A 23,088-nucleotide genomic window follows, 5' to 3' on the forward strand; every position below is an offset into this window, starting at 1 on the left:
TCAATCAGATGAAAAAAATTCTTCATCTACTATTACTAGCAAGAATGCAGGTTTTCAAGGTTTACGGATATATAGTTCTACTATTTTCTTGTTTGCTAATGAATACTGTTGGGGTATTAGGAGCATCATTAAAAGTTAGATTATTTGTCTGTTGGATATGGTCTTGTTTGTATCGTCTAGGAACTTTGGTTATATTGCAAATATATGTAAAAGTTGAGGGCAAAGAAAATATCCCAGACTATCCTTGTATTTATGTTTCTAAGCACCAATCAATGTTGGAGACTTTTGTATTTTATGGTCTTGTACATGATTGCTGTTTTGTAATGAAACAAGAATTACTAGAAAAACCAATATTTGGTAAGACAAACATATTTGCTGAAGCTATTGGTGTAGATAGATCAAAAGGTCTTTCTGCAATCAAAAAAGTACTTGAAGATGGCAAAGATAGAATAGAAAACAAAAACTTAAGTATTATAATCTTCCCAGAAGGTACAAGGGTTCCTGTTGGCGAGTATCCTAAGTTTCATCGTTCTGCAATGAAATTAGCCAAAGTATCAAATGTTCCAATAATACCTGTTGCTCATAACTTTGGAGTATATTTTGGACGTAAAAAAGGTGACTTTGTGAAACCTGGTATCGCTAGAATGTCTTTTGGAAAACCTATTGATCCAAAAGATTACTCTGTCGCTGAGTTGACTGATCTTTGCTATGACATCATCAACGATAAAACTAAGTCTTATGGTGGTTAATCAAATATTTATTTGATACAAAACTCTGCAATAATCGGATTATGATCTGATATTTTTTTGCAATCTAAAACAGATGCTTTTTCAAGATTTAGACCTCTATATAATACAAAATCTAAATGATTGCTCTGAAAAGATTTGACTAATTGAGGCTCATCTATAAAAGCCACTTTAAAACTAAATTCTCTACAGAAATCTTTGATTAACTTTACTCGTCTTCTATTCCAAGTATTAAAATCCCCTGCGATTATAATAGGATGCTTATACTTCTCTGGAGAGATATATTCTTTTATTTTCTCAAATTCATATTCATAAACTTTATTACTTTTGAAATTGATTGCATGAATATTCACAACAACAACTTTTGTGCCATCTATATTTAAATGTGTAATCAAAGAGGCTTTGTGAGTATTTATTACAGACTCTCGATGAGTTGTAAGTATTTTGACATTTTTTATCACTGGGAAATGACTAACTGTAGCTACCCCATAGTTATGTGAACGCAACACAATATTAGATGCAAAGTTTATATCAAATTTGTCGATAGGAAATTTAGTATCATGTTGATGTACCGCCTCTTGTAGACAAAAGATATCAATATTGTGATTAAAGTATGTGTGCCTGATATAGGCTTTGAATGTTTCTGTATCTTTATAGTCAATTTTGTATGAGTTCCAACTCATTAAGCAGAATTTTGTAGATTGATTTTTTTTTGAGTCTCTTTCAAACATTTAATCAACTAGAGCTGAATCATCATAATTTCATTATATATTAAAAATACTTATACAGTTAGATCAGTGAGGGTTTCTAGCTATAAACCTTAGAACTATATAACCACAAATTCCTGAGAGTAAAGAACCTACTATCACACCTACTTTGATTGCACTAAGAGTATAATTATCATCAAAAGCAAGTGTACCTATAAATAAACTCATGGTAAAACCTATACCGCATAAAAGACTTATACCATATATCTGAGAACTCGAAAAAGACTCTCCTAACTTAAATAATTTTAGCTTCTTTGAAATCGCTAATATTGAGAAAATACCCAACTGTTTACCAACAAATAATCCCAATATAATACCTAATGTAATTGGCTCAAATATTATAGAAATACTCATCCCTGAGAAATTGATACCTGCATTAGCAAATGCAAATACAGGCAATATAAAATAGATAACCCAAGGATGAAGAGACTCTTCCATAAAATTAGCTGGAGAATCTTTGTCATTCTCTCTAAATGGAATACACAGAGCTGTTGTAAAACCTGCCAAAGTTGCATGTACTCCAGACTTAATAGTACAAAACCAAGCAAAGAAACCGAGAACTACATATACAGAGCTTCTATTAACTTTAAACACTCTATTACAAATAATCATTGCCAATATAAAAAGCGTTCCTAAAGATAGTGAAAGTAACGATAGTGACTTGGTATAAAATATCGCAATAATTACTATTGCAGCTATATCATCAAAAATAGCGATTGTAACAACCAATAGCTTTAGCTTTGCTGGGATTCTTGAACCAAGTAAAGCTAATATACCTAAAGTAAATGCTATATCTGTTGCAGAAGGTATTGCCCAACCTGTGATATTAGCATCATAGTTGATCGATAAATATATCAAGCTTGGAACTGCCAGTCCTGCAAGAGCTGCTATAGCCGGTATTATAATATTAGAAGGCTTTGATAATGCCCCTGAGATTATCTCTCTTTTGATTTCTAAACCAATATATAAAAAATATATGGCCATCAAACCATCATTAATCCAATGCATCAAGTTTTTGTCGATAACGAGGTTTTCAATTCCTAATTTGACATTGATTGTCTCAAGCATTCCATAGTAGATAGATAATGGTGAGTTATTTATAAGTATTGCAACAAAAGCTGCAGCAAAGAGAATTAACCCTCCGACTATCTCTTGATTATTTTGGTTTGCACTCATATTTATAGTATCTAAAAGATTTCAATAGTATTAATTATCTAATAGCTTGAGGTATAATTCTACTCATGCAAAAACTAATTTTTGTGCTCAATGATAAATAACATTCCCAAAGCTTGGTATGCTATAGCTCATATCAAAGAAATCAAATCCAAACCTATCAAACTAGAAAGACTCGGTAAAAATCTTGTTTTATGGAAAGATGCTGAGAAAATAATAGCTATGGAAAATCGCTGTCCTCATCGTGGTGTAGAATTGAGTTTAGGCAAAGTATGTGACGGAGCTATAGCTTGTCCCTTTCATGGCTTTAGGTTTGACACACAAGGCAACTGTATATACACACCAGAAACTCAAGGCGCTATCCCAAAACTACAAGTTAAAAGCTATCCAACAAAAATTGTCGCTGACATGATTTGGATAAATGTTTTTGATGAAGAACTAGATAATAGCTACGCTTTTGAATTTGCACAAAACCTATATAGTGATTTTGCTGGTAAGTACTCTCTTTTGACTGACACATGGGATAACAATATACGCCACTGTATCGAGAACCAACTTGATTATACTCACTTAGCTACTGTACATAAGAGATCTATCGGCAGAGGATACAAAATCCCCCAAGATATAAAACTAAATATAAGCAATGAATATATAGAAGCACTAAAAAACCAACGCTTAATGCTAAAGTACATCTTTCCTAACTTTTGGTTACTTAATAATGCTGATAAACTTAAAATTTGTGTTTATTTTGTACCTATTAATGAGCATCAAACAAAACTATATTTAGTAAATTATCGTAAATTTTTGACTGGTAAAATCATCAAACCTATCGCAGATATAGTATTTAGTATCACCAATAAAATCATCCTCAATGAAGACAAAAGAGTTGTTAAAACCCAGAAATACGATGAAAAATATGATACTGAAGATTTTCTATTACGTCATGATCAAATCATCAAAGAATTTAGAAAGATTTGGCATACTCCAGATTAAAATATTTCTCAAAAGTTTGTAAATACTATACAATCAAAAAACACTCTATTAACTTATCTATGATTATGAAATACAGTCTACCTGTTAGAGTTCTACATAGCTTATTGGCTTTTTTGATAATAGCTCAGCTTATTTTGGGCTTCGGTTATGCTTATGATCTATTTGATTCAAGATGGATTATGACCTTGCATAAATCTTTTGGTTTAGTAATTTTCTTTGTGATACCTCTTTTGGTTGTTGCTAGGTTTTTTAGTATCAAACCACCGTATAATCCACCACTACCATTACTACAATTAATCATAGCTAAAATAGTGCATCTTGGTTTATATATTTCAACATTTGGTATGGCTTTTTCGGGAGTAGTTGGCTCGATGCTAATGGGTTATCCATGGAAGATATTCTTTGTAATACCATTTCCAGAGATCATAACTCCAAACTTTGAATTAGGTAGCAAAATTTTTAGTTATCATTATATCTTTGCATCAGTTTTATTAGTGCTAGTAGTACTACATATAGCCGCCGCTCTACACCATCAATTAATAGTAAAAGATAATATCTTAGCTAGAATGAAATAGTAACTAACAATACCAATCATATTCAAATTTGTTTAACAATACTTTAAAATCTTAACTGATAATACAAATCAAAGGAATAAAAATGAAAAAACTAACAATTGCTATCTCATCGATACTTTTATCAACAGCTGTATTTGCTGCTGATGCACCAACTACTACTGCAAGTAGTGCAAAAGCTGAGTCAAATGGCGTAGATATGAGCAAAGTCAGCTACCTGATAGGTAGAGGCGTAGGTGAGCAACTAAGCAAAGGAAAAATAACTATCGATCAAGCAAACTTCGACAAAGGTCTGCAAAGTGCGCTTGCTGGTCAAAAGTCTGAAATACCTGAAGCTAAGGCTCAGCAAATCATGCAAGCATTCCAAAAAGAAATGATGGAAAAGATGCAAAAAGCTCAAATTGAGGCAGCTACAAACAACCTTAAATTAGCTAATGACTTCCAACAAGCTATAGCTAAAGTTGACGGTATCAAAGAGGTCGATGGTAGCAAGGGTGTATATATCCAAGTTCTAAAACAAGGAGATGGTGCTCAACCTACTAAAAGTGATTCAGTAACTGTTAACTACAGAGGAACTACTCCTACTCAAGCTTATGCAGATGATAAAGAAGCTGCTATAAAAACTATCCAAGAAGGTAATCTAATTGGTGACCAGTTCGATAGCTCATACGATAGAGGCACACCTGCTACTTTCCCGCTATCAGGCGTAGTTAAGTGTTGGCAAGATGCTATTCCTCAAATGAAAGTTGGCGAAAAAGCTATAGTATACTGTGCTCCAGACACAGCTTATGGCACTAGTGGTAATGCTGCTATTGGACCAAATCAGCTACTTTCTTTCCAAGTTGAACTTTTAAAAGTTAACTCTTAAACAGAAATATATCTTAACTATTTTTCTACCTACTTTTCTTCAAGTCTTCGATTTAGTTATATAGAGCATTTTAGAAATATCTATTTTTATAAAGAAGTTACTATCAACCTAAATGAAATAAGATTAGAAACGTTATATACTAAGCAACTAAATAATTATTTCTTAACACCGAAAACAATATGTTACAAAAAAATCAACGTAAAGCACTATTACTATCAAGTTTAGGCGGTATGCTTGAGTTTTATGATTTTATTATCTACGCTCTACTTGCTAGTTATATTTCTAAGCTTTTCTTTCCTATTCAATCAGCAATTACATCTTTATTAATCGCATTCAGTGCTTATGCTGTTGGCTATCTCGCTAGACCTTTTGGTGGTATTATCTTTGGTCATTTTGGTGATAAATATGGCAGGAAAAAAACTTTTACAATCTCTATTTTGATTATGGCATTATCAACATTTTTGATTGGTATACTGCCTACTTACAGTAGTATTGGGATTATGGCACCTATATTATTAGTACTTTGCAGAATAGCTCAAGGAATATCAGTTGGTGGCGAGATACCCGGTGCTATCACTTATGTTGGCGAAGCTGTTCCTGAGAAGCGTGGTTTTATGACTGCGGTGATTTTTGGATTCTTGATACTTGGTGTTGCTATAGGATTTATAGTTGAAAGTTTGCTATTGGAGTTCTTCACAAGTCAGAGTATGCTTACCTATGGTTGGCGCATACCTTTTATATTAGGTGGTCTGTTTGGGCTTGTTGCATACTATCTTAGACGTCAGCTTATTGATATCAAAGAGTTTAATCCTTTTGTGAATGAAGAGTTTTCTCTACCGATTACAAAGATGCTTCTAACTCATCGCTGGAACTTGATCTATTCAACAATTATTGTGTCATTTGGAGCTCTTTGTTTTGTGACACTATTTTTGTTACTACCGGCATATTTTAGTACTATTCTAAATCTTCACTTAGATAACTTCACATGGATTAATAGTCTTGGTGTGATTATTATTTCTATTCTTTGTGTAGCTGTTGGTCTATTTGCTGATAAAGTTAGTAGAAATTTGATTTTGTTAATTAGTATATTGGCTACCTGTGCTTTTAGCTTTGTCATTTATACTACATACACATCACATCAAAATTTCTATTTTATTGCTATAGTTCTTAGTGCTATTTTGGTAGCTCTTTGTTGGGGCAATATACCTGCGATGTTGATTGATTTGTTTAAGCAAGATGTTCGCTATACTGGCATAGGTTTTGCATATAATCTAGGATTTGCAGTCTTTGGTGGTCTGACACCTATGATTGTAATCAGCACTATCAAATTCTCAAATAATAATTTAGCTCCGGCATATATACTAACAGCTGGTGCGATAATCACTCTTATAGCCATGATTATAAACTCTTTAATCCAAAGAAGAGCTACTGCAAAAGTTTAGCTCAAGGCATCGAAACTATACTAAAACGGTATAATTTATAATTCAACAAAAATTAATCCTCCTTAGGTCAGCAGATACTTACAGCTTATATTTTGGTATAATATAAGTATAGTCACGTAGTTTTGGATTTGTCCTAATGCACGAGTTTTCATTGTGTCAAAGTGTCATAAATATCGCTAAGAAAGCAGCTGAGAATAACTCTAAAAAAGTATCTAAAGTAGTTGTCAAAATCGGTAATTTAGCTGGTGTGGATGTTAAATCTTTTGAGTTTTGGTTCCCAGTAGCTGCAAAAGATAGTGTCTTAGAACAAGCAAGGCTAGAAATAATACATGAGCAAGCTATAGCAAAATGCAAAGCTTGTGAACATGAATTTGAATTAACCAGATTATATGAGCAATGCCCAAACTGTGGTAGTTTTGAGAAAGATATTCTCAAAGGTAAAGATATGCTCGTAGAATCTATAGTTTTTAATTAAGGAGTAAATTATGTGTACAACTTGCGGATGTGGAACAGATAGCAATCATCATCACCATCATCATGGTCATGAAGGCGATGCTGTAAAGTTAGAAAAAGCAATCTTAGAAGCAAATGATCAATATGCCGAGCAAAATAGAGATGTACTAGCTAAGGATAATAATATTGCCCTAAACTTTGTCTCAAGTCCTGGTTCTGGTAAGACATCTCTACTTGAGAGAACTATCAAAGAGCTTGATGGTAATCACCCTATTGTAGTTGTTGAGGGTGATCAGCATACAGATCTAGATGCTGAGAGAATCCGTAAAGCTGGTGCAAAAGCTTATCAGATAAATACTGGTAAAGCTTGCCATCTAGATGCTCACATGGTTGGTCATGCTTTTGAACACTTAGGTGAAATCAAAGATGGTTTTGTGATGATTGAGAATGTTGGTAACTTAATATGTCCAGCAATGTTTGATCTTGGTGAGAAGCATCGTGTAGCTGTTATCTCAACGACTGAAGGAGCTGATAAACCACTTAAATATCCTGATATGTTTTATTATGCTGATGTAGTTGTTATCAATAAGATTGATCTATCTCCTTATGTAGATTTTGATATCCAAGAATGTATCGCAAATATCAAAAAAATTCGTTCTGATGTGAAAATATTTGAGCTATCCGTAAAAACTGGTGCTGGTTTTGATAGCTGGTTGGATTGGTTGAGAGGTTTGAAATAAATACATAAAGGAGATGTACATGAAAACACTAGAACAAGGACAATTAGCTCCAAACTTTAAATTAGAAAATCAAAATAACGAAGAAGTATCATTAAGCGACTTTAAAGGTAAAAAAAATGTCTTAGTTTACTTCTACCCAAAAGCGATGACTCCAGGTTGTACTACTCAATCTATCGGTCTAAGTAGCATTAGTGACAAACTAGCTAAGCTTGACACTGTAGTTCTTGGTATCAGTCCAGATGCTCCAAAACGCCTCAAGAAATTTGAAGAAAGAGATAGTCTAACAATACAACTTATAAGTGATGAAGATCACAAAGTTGCTGAACAATTTGGTGTTTGGGGTGAGAAGAAGTTTATGGGCAAAGTATATGATGGCATCCATAGAATTAGCTTCTTTATCGACAAAGATGGCAAGATCAACCATGTGTTTGATAAGTTTAAAACGAAAGATCATCACGAAGTTGTATTAGAGTATATTGAGAGTTATAAGAATTCATAATTAAGGGATGTCATTCCCGCGAAGGCGGGAATCTCTTGAATAGTTTATAGATTCACACCTGCGTGGGAATGACGGAGTGGGTTTAAAAGAAATAGTGTCATTCTATGGCTTGACCATAGAATCCAAAAGCCATGGAGAAAATCTATACTTTGACAATGGATACTTCGGTCGGAGCCGTAGTATGACAATTTTTTTTATGTAGTGACAGATCATTGATCTGTCAGCTGTTTGACAAGACAGCACACTGTGCCGTCACTACAACAAATTTTTAAAAATATAGCTGGTGATATAAAAGGAAAAAATGCAAAAGATCTTAACAAAAATTCTCGTCAATGGTATAGTCCAAGGGGTTGGATTCCGCCCTTTTATCTATTGCCTTGCAAAAGATTTAGATTTGTGCGGCTCGGTGCAAAATACTCCTAATGGTGTTGAGATAATTCTGCAATGTGATGAATCTACCGTAGATAGTTTCATAAATGATATGCAGGCAAAACTGCCTCCTCTAGCTAGTATAGAAACTATCCAAAAAACTATTTATCAAACTGAAAGTGAATTTACAGATTTCAGCATTCTAGAAACTCAACAGGGTAGCTCTGCAACTAAAATTCCTGCTGACACAGCTATTTGTGACCTATGTTTAGATGATATTTTTAACCCACAAAGTCGCTATTATCTATATCCATATACTAGCTGTACTCATTGTGGTCCGCGTTTTAGTACGATAGAAAGTCTACCCTATGATAGAGATAAAACCACATATAAAGATTTTCCACTCTGTGATGGCTGTCACGATAGCTACACAAACCCATTAGATAGGCATTATCACGCTCAAACTGTTGCATGCTCTAAATGTGGACCAAAATTATCACACTCTTTTGCAGAAATATCTCTGGCTATCAGGGCTGGTAAAATCATCGCTATAAAAAGTCAAAATGGTTTTAAGTTAGTCGTAGATGCTACAAATACTCAAGCAGTCGCAGAACTCCGTAGAAGAAAAAATCGCCCAAATAAACCATTTGCTTTAATGGCTTTAAATACTCAAAGCATACAAGAGCATTTTGCAGAAGTTACTCCACAACAAGATGAGTTATTAAATACTACTATTAGACCTATTGTTTTAGTTAAAAGACATTCTATTAGCAATATCAGCTCATCTATTGCACCACGTATAAATCAGCTTGGTTTTATGCTACCCACAACAGGGACTGATTATATCCTTTTTTATCATCTACTAGACCAACCTACTAGCTCTAGCTGGCTTGATGAAGCTTACAATTTAGCTTTGATAGTTACTAGTGCAAATATCTCTGGTGAAAGCATCATTGCTAATAATAATGAAGCCCTAGAAAAGCTCAAAGATATTGCTGATCTAATAGTTACAGATAATCGTGATATTGCAATAAAAAGTGATGATAGTGTCTTTCATACTGTTATAGATAAAAATCTACCGATTAGAAGATCTCGAGGCCTTGTACCACAATCAATCCAACTATCAGAAATCCTACCAAATATACTAGCTACTGGTACATTTTTAAAGAATACTTTTTGTTTTATCAAAGATAATCAAGCCTTTGTATCGCAACACATAGGCGATATGGATAGCCAAGCTAATATAGAATTTTTTGAGCAATCTTTAGAACATTTCCAAAATATGTTTGGGCTTAAATTTGATGGTATTGCTTGTGATTTACATCCTGATATTTATACTACGCATTTTGCGCAAAAGTTTGATCTACCAATTTATCAGATTCAACATCATCAAGCCCACCTAGCAGCTGTAATTGCTGAGCATAATTTACAAGGTCATGCTATAGGTTTGGTACTAGACGGTTTTGGTTTAGGAGAAGATGGTATAGCTAGAGGTAGCGAGCTTTATCATTGTGATATTGATAATTTAGAGTTTAATCGAATTGGTGAACTAGATCCTATCGAATATATTGGTGGTGACAAGGTAGCAAAAGAGCCTTGGCGAATGGCTCTTGCAGTATGCCATAAATATGATCTTGAGATACCAAATCATCTCAAAGAGTTTCCGCAAGCTGAAAGTCTAATCAAGCTTTTACAAAATGACTCTTTACCTAAAGGTAAAACTACAAGTATGGGTAGACTCTTTGATGCTGTTTCTGGCTTATTAAATATTTGCAACATCAACACTTACGAGGCTCAAGCCGCTATAGAATTAGAGTCTTTAGCTGATATTCCAAACATTCAATATGATACCAAATCAGTATCATTTAAAACTAATTTAAATTTAAAAAAACTACTAAAAAGCATAATAAAATGCGATAATATAAGTGTTGCTAGTAACTTATGGCACGGCACTTTGGCTTATGCTCTAGCGCAGTGGATTAGTAACTCAGCCCAACCTCGAAATATTAAGAACATAATACTTAGTGGCGGTTGTTTCCAAAATAAGCTACTACTAACAAAGACTTACCGTCAACTTAAAGAAATGGATTTCAATATTTATATATCAGAGAAAGTTCCTCTAAATGATGGTGGTGTAAGCCTTGGACAAGCTTGGCTTGGTGCCAAAAAATATAAAAAAGGTGAGTAAAATGTGCTTAGCAATACCCGCAGAAATTGTAGAAATCAGAGAAGATAATCAAGCAATTGTTAATGTTGGCGGTGTAAAAAAAAATATATCTCTAGCACTACTAAGAGATGAAGTTCTTATAGGTGATTTTGTCATAATCCATGTTGGTTTTGCATTAAGTAAACTAGACAAAGAAATGGCTCAGCAGACTCTAGAGGATCTAAAAAGTATAATATAAAAGGGGTAATGTAATGGATTACATACAAGAATTTAGGGCCCCGAAAGTTGCAAAAAGTCTTTTACAACAAATCGCTAAAGAAGTTGACCCTAATAGACAATATAATCTAATGGAATTTTGCGGTGGACATACGCATGCCCTGCATCGCTATGGTATTCCTAGTCTTTTGCCAGAAAATGTCAAAATGATACATGGTCCAGGCTGTCCTGTATGTGTGCTACCTATCAAAAGAGTCGATCAAGCAATATTTTTAGCATCTCAAAAAGATGTAATCTTCTGTAGCTATGCAGATATGATTCGCGTACCAGGATCTCATCAAGATAGTCTAACCAAAGCTAAAGCACGCGGTGCTGATGTGCGTATGATTTACTCAGTGGAAGATGCTCTAAAACTTGCTGAAGAAAATCCTAATAAAAAGATTATATTCTTTGCTATCGGGTTTGAGACAACTACTCCCCCAACTGCTGTGGCTATACAACTAGCTATTGCTAAGAAGTTGGATAATTTTCTAATATTTTGTAACCATGTACTTACACCAGTAGCTATGCAAGCAATCTTATCTGAGGATGTTAAGATTGATGGCTTTTTAGGTCCATCTCACGTTAGTGTAATCATTGGTAGTAACGCTTATGATAAAGTAACCAAAGAATATCAAAAACCAATGGTTGTAGCAGGTTTCGAGCCTTTGGATGTACTACAATCTATACTTATGCTTATCAAGATGATTAACGCTGACAAAATAGGTGTAGAAAATCAATACACAAGGGCTGTAGTACCAAATGGTAATCAACTTGCTCAAGATTTAATATCTCAATATCTAACTATCAGAGATACTTTTGAATGGCGTGGACTTGGATATATCCCAAATAGTGCTTTAGAGATAAAAGATGAATATGCAAAGTTTAATGCTGAAAAATACTATCAAATACCCGAGGTGCAAGGGCTAGAGCATAAGCAATGTGCTTGTCCTGATATTCTAAGAGGCTTAAAAGAGCCAAAAGATTGCAAATTATTTGGTGTGGTTTGTACTCCTGAGCAACCGATGGGAGCATGTATGGTTTCATCTGAAGGTGCTTGTGCAGCACATTATCAATACGGAGACTAAAATGGCTGTGAAATTAAATATCAAAAATGGTGTAGTCGACCTAGCAATGGGTGCTGGTGGTAAGGCTATGCACCATTTAATCGAGCAGATGATTAAAAAAAGCTTTGATAGTCAGTATTTAGCTCAAGCAGAAGATCAAGCTATACTACCGCAAATAAATGGCAAAATTGCCATGACAACAGATAGTTATGTAATTACACCGTATTTTTTCAGTGGTGGTAATATTGGCAGCCTTGCAATTCATGGTACAGTTAATGATCTAGTAGTTGGTGGAGCTAAACCACTATATATATCTGTAGGACTTATTTTGGAAGAGGGTCTACCTCTTAGAGATTTAAAAGTAATCCTAGACTCTATGGCTAAAGCTGCCAAAAAAGCTAATGTCCAAATAGTAACTGGAGATACTAAAGTTGTCGAGAAAGGTAAAGGAGATGGTATCTTTATCAATACAACTGGAGTTGGAGTTATCCGTGATGATTTTGTCACTAGAGATACTCTTGAAGATGGTGATGAGATTATCATCAATGGCACTCTTGGGGATCATGGTGTAGCTGTAATGTCACAACGAGCAGGTCTTGACTTTGAATGTCAAATAGTGAGTGATGCAACATCTTTAGACAGCTTAGTTGATGCAATTTATGACAATAAATGTCAAATAAAAACAATGCGTGATCCTACTCGTGGTGGAGTTGGTGCAACCCTAAATGAATGGGCTAATCAATACAATGTAGCTATCGAGATAGATGAAGCAAATCTTCCGGTATCGACTGAGGTTCAATCAGCATGTGAGCTTCTTGGTTTAGATCCATTATATATCGCCAATGAAGGCAAAATTTTAATCGCTTGTAAGCCTAGTCAGACTCAAAAGGTTTTAGACTGCTTAAGGGGTCATCCATTAGGAGAAAATGCCCAAGTGATAGCAACCGTAAGAAAAAGCGAGCAATCTCAAGTCTTTATGAAAACCACTTTTGGTGGCAAAAGACGTGTGGATTGGTTAAGTGGTGAGCAATTACCAAGAATATGTTAAGGAGAGTAATATGAGTCAGTTTTATTTCTTAAAACATGATGACCTAGATAGAATGATTTCTTACTTCTCAGGGCAAGGCTATGAAGTTATGGCGCCGGCAGTTAGAGATAAATCTATTGTTTATGACAATATAAACAATGCAAGCGAGTTGCCATGGGGATATGTAGATATACAAGAACCAGCAAAATATGAAGTCATCAAAACAGATGCAAAAAAAGCTTTTGGCTGGAGTGTACCTGTTCAGTCTGTTAAACCAATGCTTTTTGAAGAGAAAGAAACTCTATGGAAAGTCTCTCGTGATGAGAATGGCAGATTAGCATTCAATCAAAGTTTGAACAACAAAAAGTATGCTGTACTAGGTGTTAGACCTTGCGATCTAAGAGCTATTGAGATTCAAGATAGAGTGTTTGTTGAAAATGCTTATCAAGATGTTCGTTATAAAGCTAGAAGAGAAGCTATGTTTATCGTAGCCGCTAATTGTACTACAGCTCACAGTAACTGTTTTTGTATAGCTCTAGGTGATAAGCCAGAAGCTGATAAAGGTTTTGATCTAGCGATGACAGAGATTGATCATGGTTTTGTAATCGAGACAGGTAGTGATAAAGGTAGACAAACAATATTAGCTCTACAACTAGATCCTGCAACAGGTGCACAAACATATCAAGCTGAACAAAAAGTAAAAGCAGTATATGCTATGCAAGAGAAAACTCTACCACCAATAGATCAAGTAGAAAAAGCTCTAACAAGCTCTTATGACCATCCGCAATGGGATGATGTAGCAGCTCGTTGCCTATCTTGTGGTAGCTGTACTCAATCATGTCCTACCTGTTTCTGCCATACAGAAAAAGAAGAGCCGAGTTTAGATGGTAAAGAGAGTGAACATACTCGTGAATGGGATTCATGTTTTGGATTAGATCATAGCTATACTCATGGCGAGCTATACCGTGAAGAACCAAAACATAGATACCGTCAATGGCTAACACACAAGTTTGGTACTTGGAGAGAACAGTTCAAAACTAAAGGTTGTGTTGGTTGTGGTCGTTGTATCACATGGTGCCCTGTAAAAATTGATGTTACAGAAGAAATTAACGCTATTTGTGAGGAGAAATAATTATGATATACCCACAAGATGCTTATTTACCACATGAAGCAGAGATAGTTGAATTTATCCAAGATGCTGATGATATTTTTACCCTACGTTTACGCTTTGTAGATGAAGAGTTACGCAAAAATTATAAGTTTCACCCTGGTCAGTTTAATATGCTGTACTTATATGGTGTTGGTGAAGTAGCTATTTCTATTGTTAATGATAGAAATTTTGCTGATGATATCTTTGAGCATACAATCCAAGTAGTTGGTCGTATAACTAAGGGTATGGACAAACTAAAAACTGGTGAAACTATAGGTGTTAGAGGTCCGTTTGGTAGCTCTTGGCCTGTAGAACAAGCTAAAGGAAAAGATGTTGTAATTATGACAGGTGGTCTTGGTAATGCTCCTCTAGTTGCTGCAACAGAAGAAATCCTAAAAGATAGAGATGCTTATGGCAAAGTCTATGTAGTACAAGGTATTCGCGATACTTCTGGCCTTATTTATCAAGATAAATACACTCGTTGGAATAACCAACCAAATACAGAAGTACTTTTAGCAGCTACAGCTGGTGAACCTCATGGTCCATGGAAATGGTACGATGGTTTTGTAACTGCAGCGATCCCAGATCTTGATATTGATCACAAAAATACTGTAGTTATGACTGTTGGTCCTGAGATTATGATGAAAAATGTTGCTAAAGAGTTTGCTAAGGTTGGTGTGCCAGAAGAGCAAATTTTTGTCAGCTTAGAGCGTAGCATGAAGTGTGCTATCGGACATTGCGGTCATTGCCAAATGGGCAAAGAGTTTGTCTGTAAAGATGGTGCTGTATATGCTTATCCAGCTGTTAAAAAACTATTAGAAATAAAAGGAGTATAGTTATGTCAGCTCAAGATAAATTAAAAAATTTAGCTCCTAGACCAAAAATTGCCGTGCATAAGTTCAGCTCATGTGATGGTTGCCAACTAGCTCTAATCAATGATGCTGTATCATTACTTACATTAGCTGAAATGGTTGATATTGTTCACTTTGCAGAAGCTGGTCCTCTAGATGAGTTTGCTGATGTTGATATTGCATTTATCGAAGGTAGTGTAAACACTCATCATGATATTCCACGCTTACAAAAAATTAGAGAAAAAGCAAAGTATGTAGTGGCTATCGGTGCTTGTGCCGTGGCTGGTGGTATTCAAGCTCTGAGAAACTATACAAATGCTGCCGAGCTCCTAGAATGGCAAAAAGCTGTATATCCTCAAGATACAGATGTAATTATCAAAGAAGATTTATCTACAGCAAAAGCTATCAAAGAGTATGTAAATGTTGATTTTGAAATCTCTGGTTGTCCTATAACTACGGAGCAAATACTCAAAGCTATCCGCCAGCTACTATTTGGTGTAGAGCCTGAGAAAGTTGTTGATCCAGTTTGTACGACTTGTAAGCATGCTGGCGTTACTTGTGTAATGGTTGCAAAAGATGAGCCATGCTTGGGTCCTGTAACAGCAGATGGTTGCGGTGCAATCTGTCCAAAACTTGGACGTGGTTGTTATGGTTGCTTTGGTGCATCAAAATATGCCAATCTAGATGCAATGACAACTAGATTAAAAGAACTTGGTTTATCAGACAAACAAATCCAAGATAAATATAGATTTATCAGTAGCCAAGATGAAGTATTTAAAAAGGCTGGAGTATAATCATGAGTAGAGAAACAGTTATTGAAGTGCCTATTTTAGCTCGTGTTGAAGGTGAAGGTGCTTTAGATTTAAGAATTAAAGATGGCAAAATAGATAAGTGTGAGCTAAGAATCTATGAACCACCGCGTTATTTTGAAAAATTCCTCGAAGGTAGAGAACCAAATGCAATTATCGATGCTGTAGCTCGTATCTGCGGTATCTGCCCTCTAGCATATCAAGCAGGCTTCTCTAGAGCTTATGAGACTGCATTTGATATTACTAGAACTCAATGGATAGATGATATGCGTCTATTGATGTTTTTGGGAGAGTGGATTGAGTCACATTATTTACATGTACACTTATTAGCGGCTCCTGACTTCTTAGGTTATAGATCGGCTATTGAGATGGCAAAAGATTTTCCTAAAGAGGTTGTTCGTGGTGTTAAACTACAACATTTAGGTAATGATATTCTTAAGCTTCTAGGTGGTAGATCTGTTCACCCTAACGGTATGAAAGTTGGTGGTTTCTACAAAGCTCCTTTAGTTAAAGAAGTACATGCACTGATTCCTAAGCTAAAAGATGCCCTGAAAGAAGCTAAAGATGTGGTTGAGTGGGTATCTACACTATCATTCCCAGATACTACTATTCCGTTTAAGATGGTTAGCTTATCACATCCTACTGAATATCCTGTATTTGGTGATGATGTGATTACTAGTGATGGTGAGAAATTCCATATTAGTGAGTATGATGATCATTTCAGAGAGTTCCATGCTCCACAATCTACAGCGCTACACTCTACAACTGTTGATGGTCAGCCAATACTTTTAGGTCCTCTGCCAAGAATCAACCTAAACTTCGACAAACTACCTAAGCATATCCAAGAAATGGCACATGCTACTGGTGTTAAATGGCCAAGTAAAAATATGTTCCATTCTGTAGTTGCTAGAGCTATCGAGGGCTACTGGGCGATAGAAAGAGCGTTACAAGTATGTGAAAACTACTCATATACAGATACTCCATGTGTTGACTATACTGTCAAAGCTGCCGATGCTTGGGGTGCTGTAGAAGCTCCGCGTGGTATTCAGATAGATCATATCAAGGTTAATGATCAAGGTTTAGCTGAGAAAATAAGAATATCAGCGCCTACATCACAAAACTTACCTTGTATTGAGGCTGATCTGCGTATAGCTTTAGAAAACTTTGGTTTAGATAAGCCAGAAGATGATATAAGACTACATGCTGAGATGGTTATTCGTAACTATGATCCATGTATCTCATGTTCTGCACATTTCTTAACTTTGAATATTGATAGAGATTAAACACAATCAATCGTCCTATTACACATATTTTTTTAATTTAGCTATAAATTTCTAATTTAAGAAACAAAATTAGTTAAAATAAGTAGCGAAATATTAACTATGTTCATAATTTAAGGAACTAATATGAGAAAAAATATAACTATTTTCTCTGTACTAATCTTAGCGTTACTATTATTCCTAGCAACCCAAGATCTCAAAATGCTTAGTATGATTGGCATTGCCTTTATGCTAGGTCTTAGACATGGCTTTGATGCAGACCATATAGTAGCTATAGATAATGTAACAAGGCAACTAATAACTCAAAATAGAGCGAGTTTCAAAACTGGTTTATTTTTTGCTTTAGGTCACTCTACAATTGTCTTCTTGCTTACTCTACTTATAGTTATCGGCTTTAGTTTTGCAAGTATTGAGAAAACTAGTGCTTTGGATATTGGTGCATTTTTTGGAACTATTGTATCGGCTGTATTTTTGCTACTAACAGGAACTATGAGTCTTCTCTCTCTAAAGAAAATGCTCAAAAATAAAACTAGTATCGCTCACGATCATACATCAAATTCTGTATTGGCAAAACTTTTTAGACCTATAATTAAAGTTATAGATAGACCATATAAAATGTATTTTGTAGGCTTTCTATTTGGTTTAGGCTTTGATACCGCGACTGAGATAGCTCTATTGAGCATGGCTGCTGCTAATGTACTAAATGGTTTATCTATTTGGTATATTATGTTGCTACCTATCTCATTTGCTCTAGGGATGATTATAGTTGACTCTATAGATGCTGGATTAATGTCAAAAGTTCTAAGCTTTAACTCAAAAGAGCAGAGATTTTATCGTTATAACATTATAATACTATGTGTTGTGATAGCTGCTGCTTATATCGTTGCATTAGTTGAATTGTTAGGTTTATTAAATACAAATATAGCTACAATTAATCTAGTTACAGACTTTGTTGATGATTATTCATCTACTATTGGCTTAAGCTTAGTAGCTATTTTCTCTGTATTTTTTGTGTTTAAGTTTGTAAATGTATACTCAAAAAGAAAAATAAAATAATACCTTACTGGACAGCATAATGTGCTACCCCTACAGAATTTTATTTATCATAAAAGGTAAAAAATGAAGCAAAAAACTCTAATTCTTGGTATAGGATCACCTTTTGCAGATGATCAATTTGGTTGGTTTGTAGCCGATAAACTAGCTGAAGTTGTAAGAGAAAAAAATATCCAAAATATAACTGTCGAAAGTGCTGATAGACCAGGTTTAAATCTACTAACATTTCTAGATAGTGGATATGACAAAATTATCCTTATAGATGCTGTATATGCCAAAGTCACACCAGGTACAGAGTTTTACTTCAAAGCAAAAGACATACTTAGCTTCGGTGGTTTTCTATCCTCACATAGTGTTGGAGTCGCGCCATCTTTAGCATTAGCTGATGCTATAGGGATGGATATTAGTAATATTGAGTTTTATGGTGTAGAGGGTCAAAGAATCTTTGAAAAAGATGAAATACTCTCTGATGTTGTAAGAGATTCTATAGAGTCAATGTCTAAAAAAATTGTAAATAATCTAGACCGATAGATTTTATCTCTATTTATTTGAGTTACCCTCTATCAGATCTGCAGGTAATTTGACAGTCATATAAATCGCTCCTCCTAATGCAAAGCCTATTGCTGCAAATGGAGCTACAAAGATATTAACTATGTCACTATCTCCAGAATGATGCTCGCCATTGTATAAGATAGCTTGAGACTTTGAAGCTCCTTCAAACAAACCAACAAAAGAACCAATTGGAGCTGTTGCCAATAAAGCTACATCAGTAATTGGAGTCACTATATAGTCATTTAAAAAACCTTTACTTTCTAATTTTGGAGTATTAGAAGGAGCATTTATCGGATCATTACTACTATCTGTATCAGCAAAGCTATAGTTTAGTAGGAAGAGAAAAAAACATATACAAAGTAATATTTTTTTTATCATAAGTTTTTGCCTTTAATGGTTTATCAACTCAGTATAATATAAAATGCTCAGATAAATAAATTATTATATTTTTTATGTTTACAAAAAAAATTAAACTTAGCCACATTGCTCTAATCATTAAGAATTTAGAAAATTCTGAAAAATTTTACTCTAATATCCTTGGTTTTGAAAAAATATATAGACCAAATTTTAAATCTAAAGGTTTGTGGTACAGAGCTGGAGATTTTTATTTACATTTAATACTATCAGAAACAATGACTAGACCTTTTAATGACCCTATAAATCACACTGCTCAAACACATTTTGCAATAGCTCTTACCACTATAGATTACACAGAATTTCTAGCAAAACTAAAGTCTTTAGACATTAAAATAATAAGTGAAGAATTTAGTAAAGAAACAAATACAAAGCAAGCTTTTTTCTATGACCCTAGCTTTAATATGATTGAGATAAATAATGAATTAGATAAATATTAATCAACCGAAATTCGCTTATATTTAATCTTAGTGATAGCATCATATTTATCACCAAGACGACGCTTTTTGTCTTCGATATAAGCATCGTAGTTACCTTCAAACCAAACTACTTCACTATTACCCTCAAAAGCAAGCATGTGTGTAGCAATACGGTTTAAGAACCATCTATCATGCGAAATAACCATAATACAACCTGGGAAAGCTAATATAGCTTCCTCAAGCGCTCTTAAAGTCTCGACATCAAGATCGTTTGTCGGTTCATCTAGTAGAATAACATTACCACCACTTCTAAGTAGCTTCGCAAGATGAACACGGTTTCTCTCACCACCTGATAGTTGAGAAATATATTTCTGCTGATCTGCACCTTTAAAGTTAAATCTACCTACATATTGGCGTGATGGAATAGTGAATTTACCAACTGTAATTACATCTAAACCATCAGCGATTTCTTCCCAAACTGTTTTGTTGTCATCTAGAGCATCACGTGATTGATCTACATAAGCTAGATTTACAGTTTCACCAATCTTGATTTCGCCAGAATCTGGAGTTTCTTTACCAGTTAGCATCTTAAAGAATGTAGATTTACCAGCTCCGTTAGCACCGATGATACCAACAATCGAACCTGGATATACATCCATCTCAAGACCATCTACAAGAAGCTTGTCATCAAATGATTTAACAAGATCTTTGACTTTGATGACATTGTTACCAAGTCTTTCTCCAGGTGGGATATATAGCTCTTGAGTCTCATTACGCTTTTGGAACTCTTGTGAGCTTAACTCATCAAATTTCGCTAATCTTGCTTTTGATTTAGCTTGACGACCTTTGGCATTTTGACGTACCCACTCTAGCTCTTCTTTAAGCGCTTTTTGATGTGAAGATTCACGTTTCTCTTCCATCTCTAGGCGTTTTTGCTTTTGCTCAAGCCATTGTGAATAGTTACCTTTAAATGGTATACCTTCTCCTCTATCAAGCTCAAGAATCCACTCAGCAACATTATCCAAGAAGTATCTATCATGGGTAATAGCTACAACTGTACCTTTGTACTCAGCTAAGAACTTCTCTAACCATGCTACAGATTCAGCATCTAAGTGGTTAGTAGGCTCATCTAGAAGTAGGATATCAGGAGCAGATAATAAAAGTTTACATAAAGCAACACGACGAGCCTCACCACCAGATAGTTTAGTAACATCAGTGTCCCATGTTGGCAAACGTAGAGCTTCTGCAGCAACCTCTAGCTTACGATCGATCTCCCAAGCTCCAGCCGCATCGATAGCATTTTGTAAGTCTCCTTGTTCTTCTAGAAGCTTAGCCATTTCTTCATCTGACATTGGCTCACAAAATTTCATACTAATTTCATCAAATCTAGTAATCATATCTTTTAAGTGACTTAATGCTTCTTCAACATTACCTCTTACATCTTTTGTTTCATCTAGCTTTGGTTCTTGTGGTAGATAACCAATTTTGACACCTTTACGTGGAGCTGCTTCTCCAATAATCTCAGTATCAAGACCAGCCATAATTCTAAGTAGTGTTGATTTACCAGAACCGTTAAGACCTAGTACCCCAATCTTTGCACCATCAAAAAATGATAGTGAAATATCTTTAAGGATATATTTGTTAGGTGGCACAACTTTGCCGACCCTATGCATTGAGTATATATATTTTTCAGCCATGCAGATTATTTTTGAAAATTTAAGATAAACAGATTATAGCAGATGATTAAAATAGTTTCTTTTATAAAGCAAAAATGACTTATTTTTTTGTTTTTTACAAAACCATATTCACTATAGTTTGGTTATTTTCATGATATTATCTTACGAACAATTTGACCTAATTATTGCGAGTTAGGTACTTTTGTTTAAACTTTGAAATTAGAGATAAAAAATGAAAGACTTACAACTAAAAACTATTTTTCTTTGTTCTTTAGGCATGGTTCTAGAATATTTTGATTTTATAATATATCTGAGCTTTTCTGAAGTGATCGGAGCTCATTTACTCCATAGTTCTAACTCCCAAATTATCATACTTTTAATATTTGCTTTAGGTTTTGTTACAAGACCTATTGGCGGTATTATTTTTGGACAAATTGGTGATAGAGTTGGACGCAAAAAAGTATTGGTAGCTGCTGTACTTTTGATGACAATTGGAACATTAGGTATTGGTCTTATACCTGATGCTTCAGTCATAGGAATATATGCTGGTTTACTATTACTTACTTTTCGTATTATGCAAGGTCTTTCTGCTGGTGGAGAGGTCAATAGTGCATTTACATATCTAAACGAAACTATCATTACTAACAAAATATATCCTATTGCAGCGATAATGATCTCGGCAGCTATAGGTGTAATGCTTGCTAAACTACTAACGATAATACTTAATTTTATTTTCCCTGAGAATTATGCTTGGAGAATTGCTTTTATACTTGGTTCTACGCTAGGAATTGTTACTTTTTATATAAGAAAAGAGCTGCATGAGAGTCCTCTTTTTACACAATTATTACAAACTAATCAACTGACAAAAAATCCAATTATTGAGCTATTCAAACATTACAAAATGCCGTTATTAGGTTGTTTTTTGATGACTGCTAATGTTATGTCTTGTATTACATTGTTCTATTATGCTTTACCAAGCTATTTAACAAATCTATCTAGTTATAGCTCTAACAGTATGCTCAAGATTAGTATTATAGGCTTACTTATGATGTGTTTATTTGGCTTACTATCAGCATTACTAATAAAGAAAGATAGCATTCCAAAATTGGATAATTGGTTCTTACTTTTATCATCAATATTATCTATCTGGTTATGCTATGCTTTTATTCATAATTCACACTATATGGTTGCATATTTAGTCTATAGTATTTTATTTAGTGCTTATATTATGATTGCTCAATACAGATGTATTAATGCTTTACCTGTCAAAGTAAGATTAGTTGGTATGGGAATTGGTTATGGTTTAGGTTCTGCTGTTTTCGTTGGATTTATGCCTCTTATAACACAGACTCTTATTCTAGAGTACCACTCACTTTATATACCTGCTTTTATTGCTATTATTACAGCGATATTGTCTTTTATAGGTTCTATTATTTTAAATAAAAATAGCTAAAATTTTATATATTGTTTACTTCTCATAACCAACATACTCTATAGAATCACTTGTTACTTCAAACTTAAATATTACTAATCTAAATCTAAAGAGAAACATACCATCAGTGATATTATCTTCTTTTACTCTTCTAATAATCTCTTCTTCTAGAGATTCATTTGTATATCTACATAAATCAAAGATACTTGTAAAATCAGTATATAATTTTTCAAAGTTTATAGTTTTCATAGCTACCTACTTGGTAATATTTGTATAATTTTAAATATACATTATGAAGAATATTATCTCTATAA

25 protein-coding genes are annotated in these 23,088 nt (G+C 34.3%); 20 read left to right on the plus strand and 5 right to left on the minus strand.

Annotation, left to right across the window (positions count from 1 at the left end; all coding sequences use genetic code 11):
• Positions 1-8: 8 nt before the first annotated feature.
• Positions 9-749: a lysophospholipid acyltransferase family protein gene (locus tag IMS64_RS09025; protein WP_004286879.1), complete on the plus strand. Its 741-nt coding sequence runs from the start codon at positions 9-11 to the stop codon at positions 747-749.
• Between the two features lie 8 nt (positions 750-757).
• Here IMS64_RS09025 and IMS64_RS09030 read toward each other — a convergent pair whose 3' ends face one another.
• The gene (locus IMS64_RS09030; protein WP_004286878.1) at positions 758-1,477 is read right to left on the minus strand and encodes an endonuclease/exonuclease/phosphatase family protein; all 720 of its coding nucleotides are present in this window, start codon (positions 1,475-1,477) and stop codon (positions 758-760) included.
• Positions 1,478-1,540: 63 nt separating this feature from the next.
• A complete protein-coding gene (gene nhaA, locus IMS64_RS09035; protein WP_004286877.1) occupies positions 1,541-2,689 on the minus strand; it encodes a Na+/H+ antiporter NhaA in 1,149 nt (382 codons plus the stop codon).
• A 93-nt stretch (positions 2,690-2,782) separates the two neighbouring features.
• On the opposite strand from nhaA, the gene IMS64_RS09040 reads away from it, so the two are divergent.
• From IMS64_RS09040 to IMS64_RS09120, 17 genes are all read left to right on the plus strand, one after another.
• A complete protein-coding gene (locus IMS64_RS09040) occupies positions 2,783-3,679 on the plus strand; it encodes an aromatic ring-hydroxylating oxygenase subunit alpha (protein ID WP_088821904.1) in 897 nt (298 codons plus the stop codon).
• Positions 3,680-3,738: 59 nt separating this feature from the next.
• Positions 3,739-4,254: a cytochrome b gene (locus tag IMS64_RS09045; protein ID WP_200160157.1), complete on the plus strand. Its 516-nt coding sequence runs from the start codon at positions 3,739-3,741 to the stop codon at positions 4,252-4,254.
• 82 nt (positions 4,255-4,336) lie between these two features.
• Positions 4,337-5,119, plus strand: coding sequence for an FKBP-type peptidyl-prolyl cis-trans isomerase (locus IMS64_RS09050; protein ID WP_211490483.1), 783 nt, complete (start codon positions 4,337-4,339; stop codon positions 5,117-5,119).
• Between the two features lie 179 nt (positions 5,120-5,298).
• A complete protein-coding gene (locus IMS64_RS09055; protein WP_211490484.1) occupies positions 5,299-6,561 on the plus strand; it encodes an MFS transporter in 1,263 nt (420 codons plus the stop codon).
• A 136-nt stretch (positions 6,562-6,697) separates the two neighbouring features.
• Positions 6,698-7,036, plus strand: a complete 339-nt coding sequence (gene hypA, locus IMS64_RS09060) for a hydrogenase maturation nickel metallochaperone HypA (protein WP_211490485.1) — start codon at positions 6,698-6,700, stop codon at positions 7,034-7,036.
• A 10-nt stretch (positions 7,037-7,046) separates the two neighbouring features.
• Complete coding sequence (gene hypB, locus IMS64_RS09065) at positions 7,047-7,754, plus strand: hydrogenase nickel incorporation protein HypB (RefSeq protein WP_211490486.1); 708 nt, start codon at positions 7,047-7,049, stop codon at positions 7,752-7,754.
• A 19-nt stretch (positions 7,755-7,773) separates the two neighbouring features.
• The gene (bcp, locus tag IMS64_RS09070) at positions 7,774-8,253 is read left to right on the plus strand and encodes a thioredoxin-dependent thiol peroxidase (RefSeq protein ID WP_211490487.1); all 480 of its coding nucleotides are present in this window, start codon (positions 7,774-7,776) and stop codon (positions 8,251-8,253) included.
• Between the two features lie 301 nt (positions 8,254-8,554).
• On the plus strand, positions 8,555-10,810 hold the full coding sequence (gene hypF / locus IMS64_RS09075; protein ID WP_211490488.1) for a carbamoyltransferase HypF: 2,256 nt from the start codon (positions 8,555-8,557) through the stop codon (positions 10,808-10,810).
• Position 10,811: 1 nt separating this feature from the next.
• Entirely contained in the window at positions 10,812-11,027 is a 216-nt protein-coding gene (locus IMS64_RS09080; RefSeq protein WP_042524196.1) for a HypC/HybG/HupF family hydrogenase formation chaperone, read from the plus strand.
• Positions 11,028-11,040: 13 nt separating this feature from the next.
• A complete protein-coding gene (hypD, locus tag IMS64_RS09085) occupies positions 11,041-12,132 on the plus strand; it encodes a hydrogenase formation protein HypD (RefSeq protein ID WP_211490489.1) in 1,092 nt (363 codons plus the stop codon).
• A gap of 1 nt (position 12,133) precedes the next feature.
• Positions 12,134-13,159, plus strand: coding sequence for a hydrogenase expression/formation protein HypE (gene hypE / locus IMS64_RS09090; protein ID WP_211490490.1), 1,026 nt, complete (start codon positions 12,134-12,136; stop codon positions 13,157-13,159).
• Positions 13,160-13,169: 10 nt separating this feature from the next.
• Positions 13,170-14,270, plus strand: coding sequence for a 4Fe-4S dicluster domain-containing protein (locus IMS64_RS09095; RefSeq protein ID WP_211490491.1), 1,101 nt, complete (start codon positions 13,170-13,172; stop codon positions 14,268-14,270).
• A gap of 2 nt (positions 14,271-14,272) precedes the next feature.
• Positions 14,273-15,124 (plus strand): FAD/NAD(P)-binding protein, encoded by an 852-nt coding sequence (locus tag IMS64_RS09100; protein WP_088821779.1) that lies wholly within the window; start codon positions 14,273-14,275, stop codon positions 15,122-15,124.
• A gap of 2 nt (positions 15,125-15,126) precedes the next feature.
• Positions 15,127-15,933: an NADH-quinone oxidoreductase subunit B family protein gene (locus IMS64_RS09105; RefSeq protein ID WP_211490492.1), complete on the plus strand. Its 807-nt coding sequence runs from the start codon at positions 15,127-15,129 to the stop codon at positions 15,931-15,933.
• Between the two features lie 2 nt (positions 15,934-15,935).
• The gene (locus IMS64_RS09110) at positions 15,936-17,231 is read left to right on the plus strand and encodes a Ni/Fe hydrogenase subunit alpha (RefSeq protein ID WP_211490493.1); all 1,296 of its coding nucleotides are present in this window, start codon (positions 15,936-15,938) and stop codon (positions 17,229-17,231) included.
• A 123-nt stretch (positions 17,232-17,354) separates the two neighbouring features.
• A complete protein-coding gene (locus IMS64_RS09115; protein ID WP_211490494.1) occupies positions 17,355-18,284 on the plus strand; it encodes a HoxN/HupN/NixA family nickel/cobalt transporter in 930 nt (309 codons plus the stop codon).
• Between the two features lie 63 nt (positions 18,285-18,347).
• On the plus strand, positions 18,348-18,812 hold the full coding sequence (locus IMS64_RS09120; protein ID WP_211490495.1) for a hydrogenase maturation protease: 465 nt from the start codon (positions 18,348-18,350) through the stop codon (positions 18,810-18,812).
• A 9-nt stretch (positions 18,813-18,821) separates the two neighbouring features.
• Here IMS64_RS09120 and IMS64_RS09125 read toward each other — a convergent pair whose 3' ends face one another.
• Positions 18,822-19,211, minus strand: coding sequence for a hypothetical protein (locus tag IMS64_RS09125; RefSeq protein WP_211490496.1), 390 nt, complete (start codon positions 19,209-19,211; stop codon positions 18,822-18,824).
• 74 nt (positions 19,212-19,285) lie between these two features.
• Between IMS64_RS09125 and IMS64_RS09130 the strand changes: the two genes are divergently transcribed.
• Positions 19,286-19,687, plus strand: coding sequence for a VOC family protein (locus IMS64_RS09130; protein ID WP_211490497.1), 402 nt, complete (start codon positions 19,286-19,288; stop codon positions 19,685-19,687).
• Here IMS64_RS09130 and ettA read toward each other — a convergent pair.
• The gene (gene ettA, locus IMS64_RS09135; protein WP_211490498.1) at positions 19,684-21,363 is read right to left on the minus strand and encodes an energy-dependent translational throttle protein EttA; all 1,680 of its coding nucleotides are present in this window, start codon (positions 21,361-21,363) and stop codon (positions 19,684-19,686) included. The two genes, IMS64_RS09130 and ettA, sit on opposite strands and share 4 nt — an antisense overlap.
• 211 nt (positions 21,364-21,574) lie before the next feature.
• Between ettA and IMS64_RS09140 the strand changes: the two genes are divergently transcribed.
• Entirely contained in the window at positions 21,575-22,795 is a 1,221-nt protein-coding gene (locus tag IMS64_RS09140) for an MFS transporter (protein ID WP_211490499.1), read from the plus strand.
• Positions 22,796-22,810: 15 nt separating this feature from the next.
• Here the strand turns inward: IMS64_RS09140 and IMS64_RS09145 are convergent, their stop codons facing one another.
• Positions 22,811-23,023 carry a hypothetical protein gene (locus IMS64_RS09145; protein ID WP_211490500.1) on the minus strand — a complete coding sequence of 71 codons (213 nt, stop codon included), beginning with the start codon at positions 23,021-23,023 and terminating at the stop codon, positions 22,811-22,813.
• Positions 23,024-23,088 lie beyond the last annotated feature (65 nt).

Source organism: Francisella philomiragia, assembly GCF_018135955.1.
GTDB classification, from domain to species: Bacteria; Pseudomonadota; Gammaproteobacteria; order Francisellales; family Francisellaceae; genus Francisella; species Francisella philomiragia.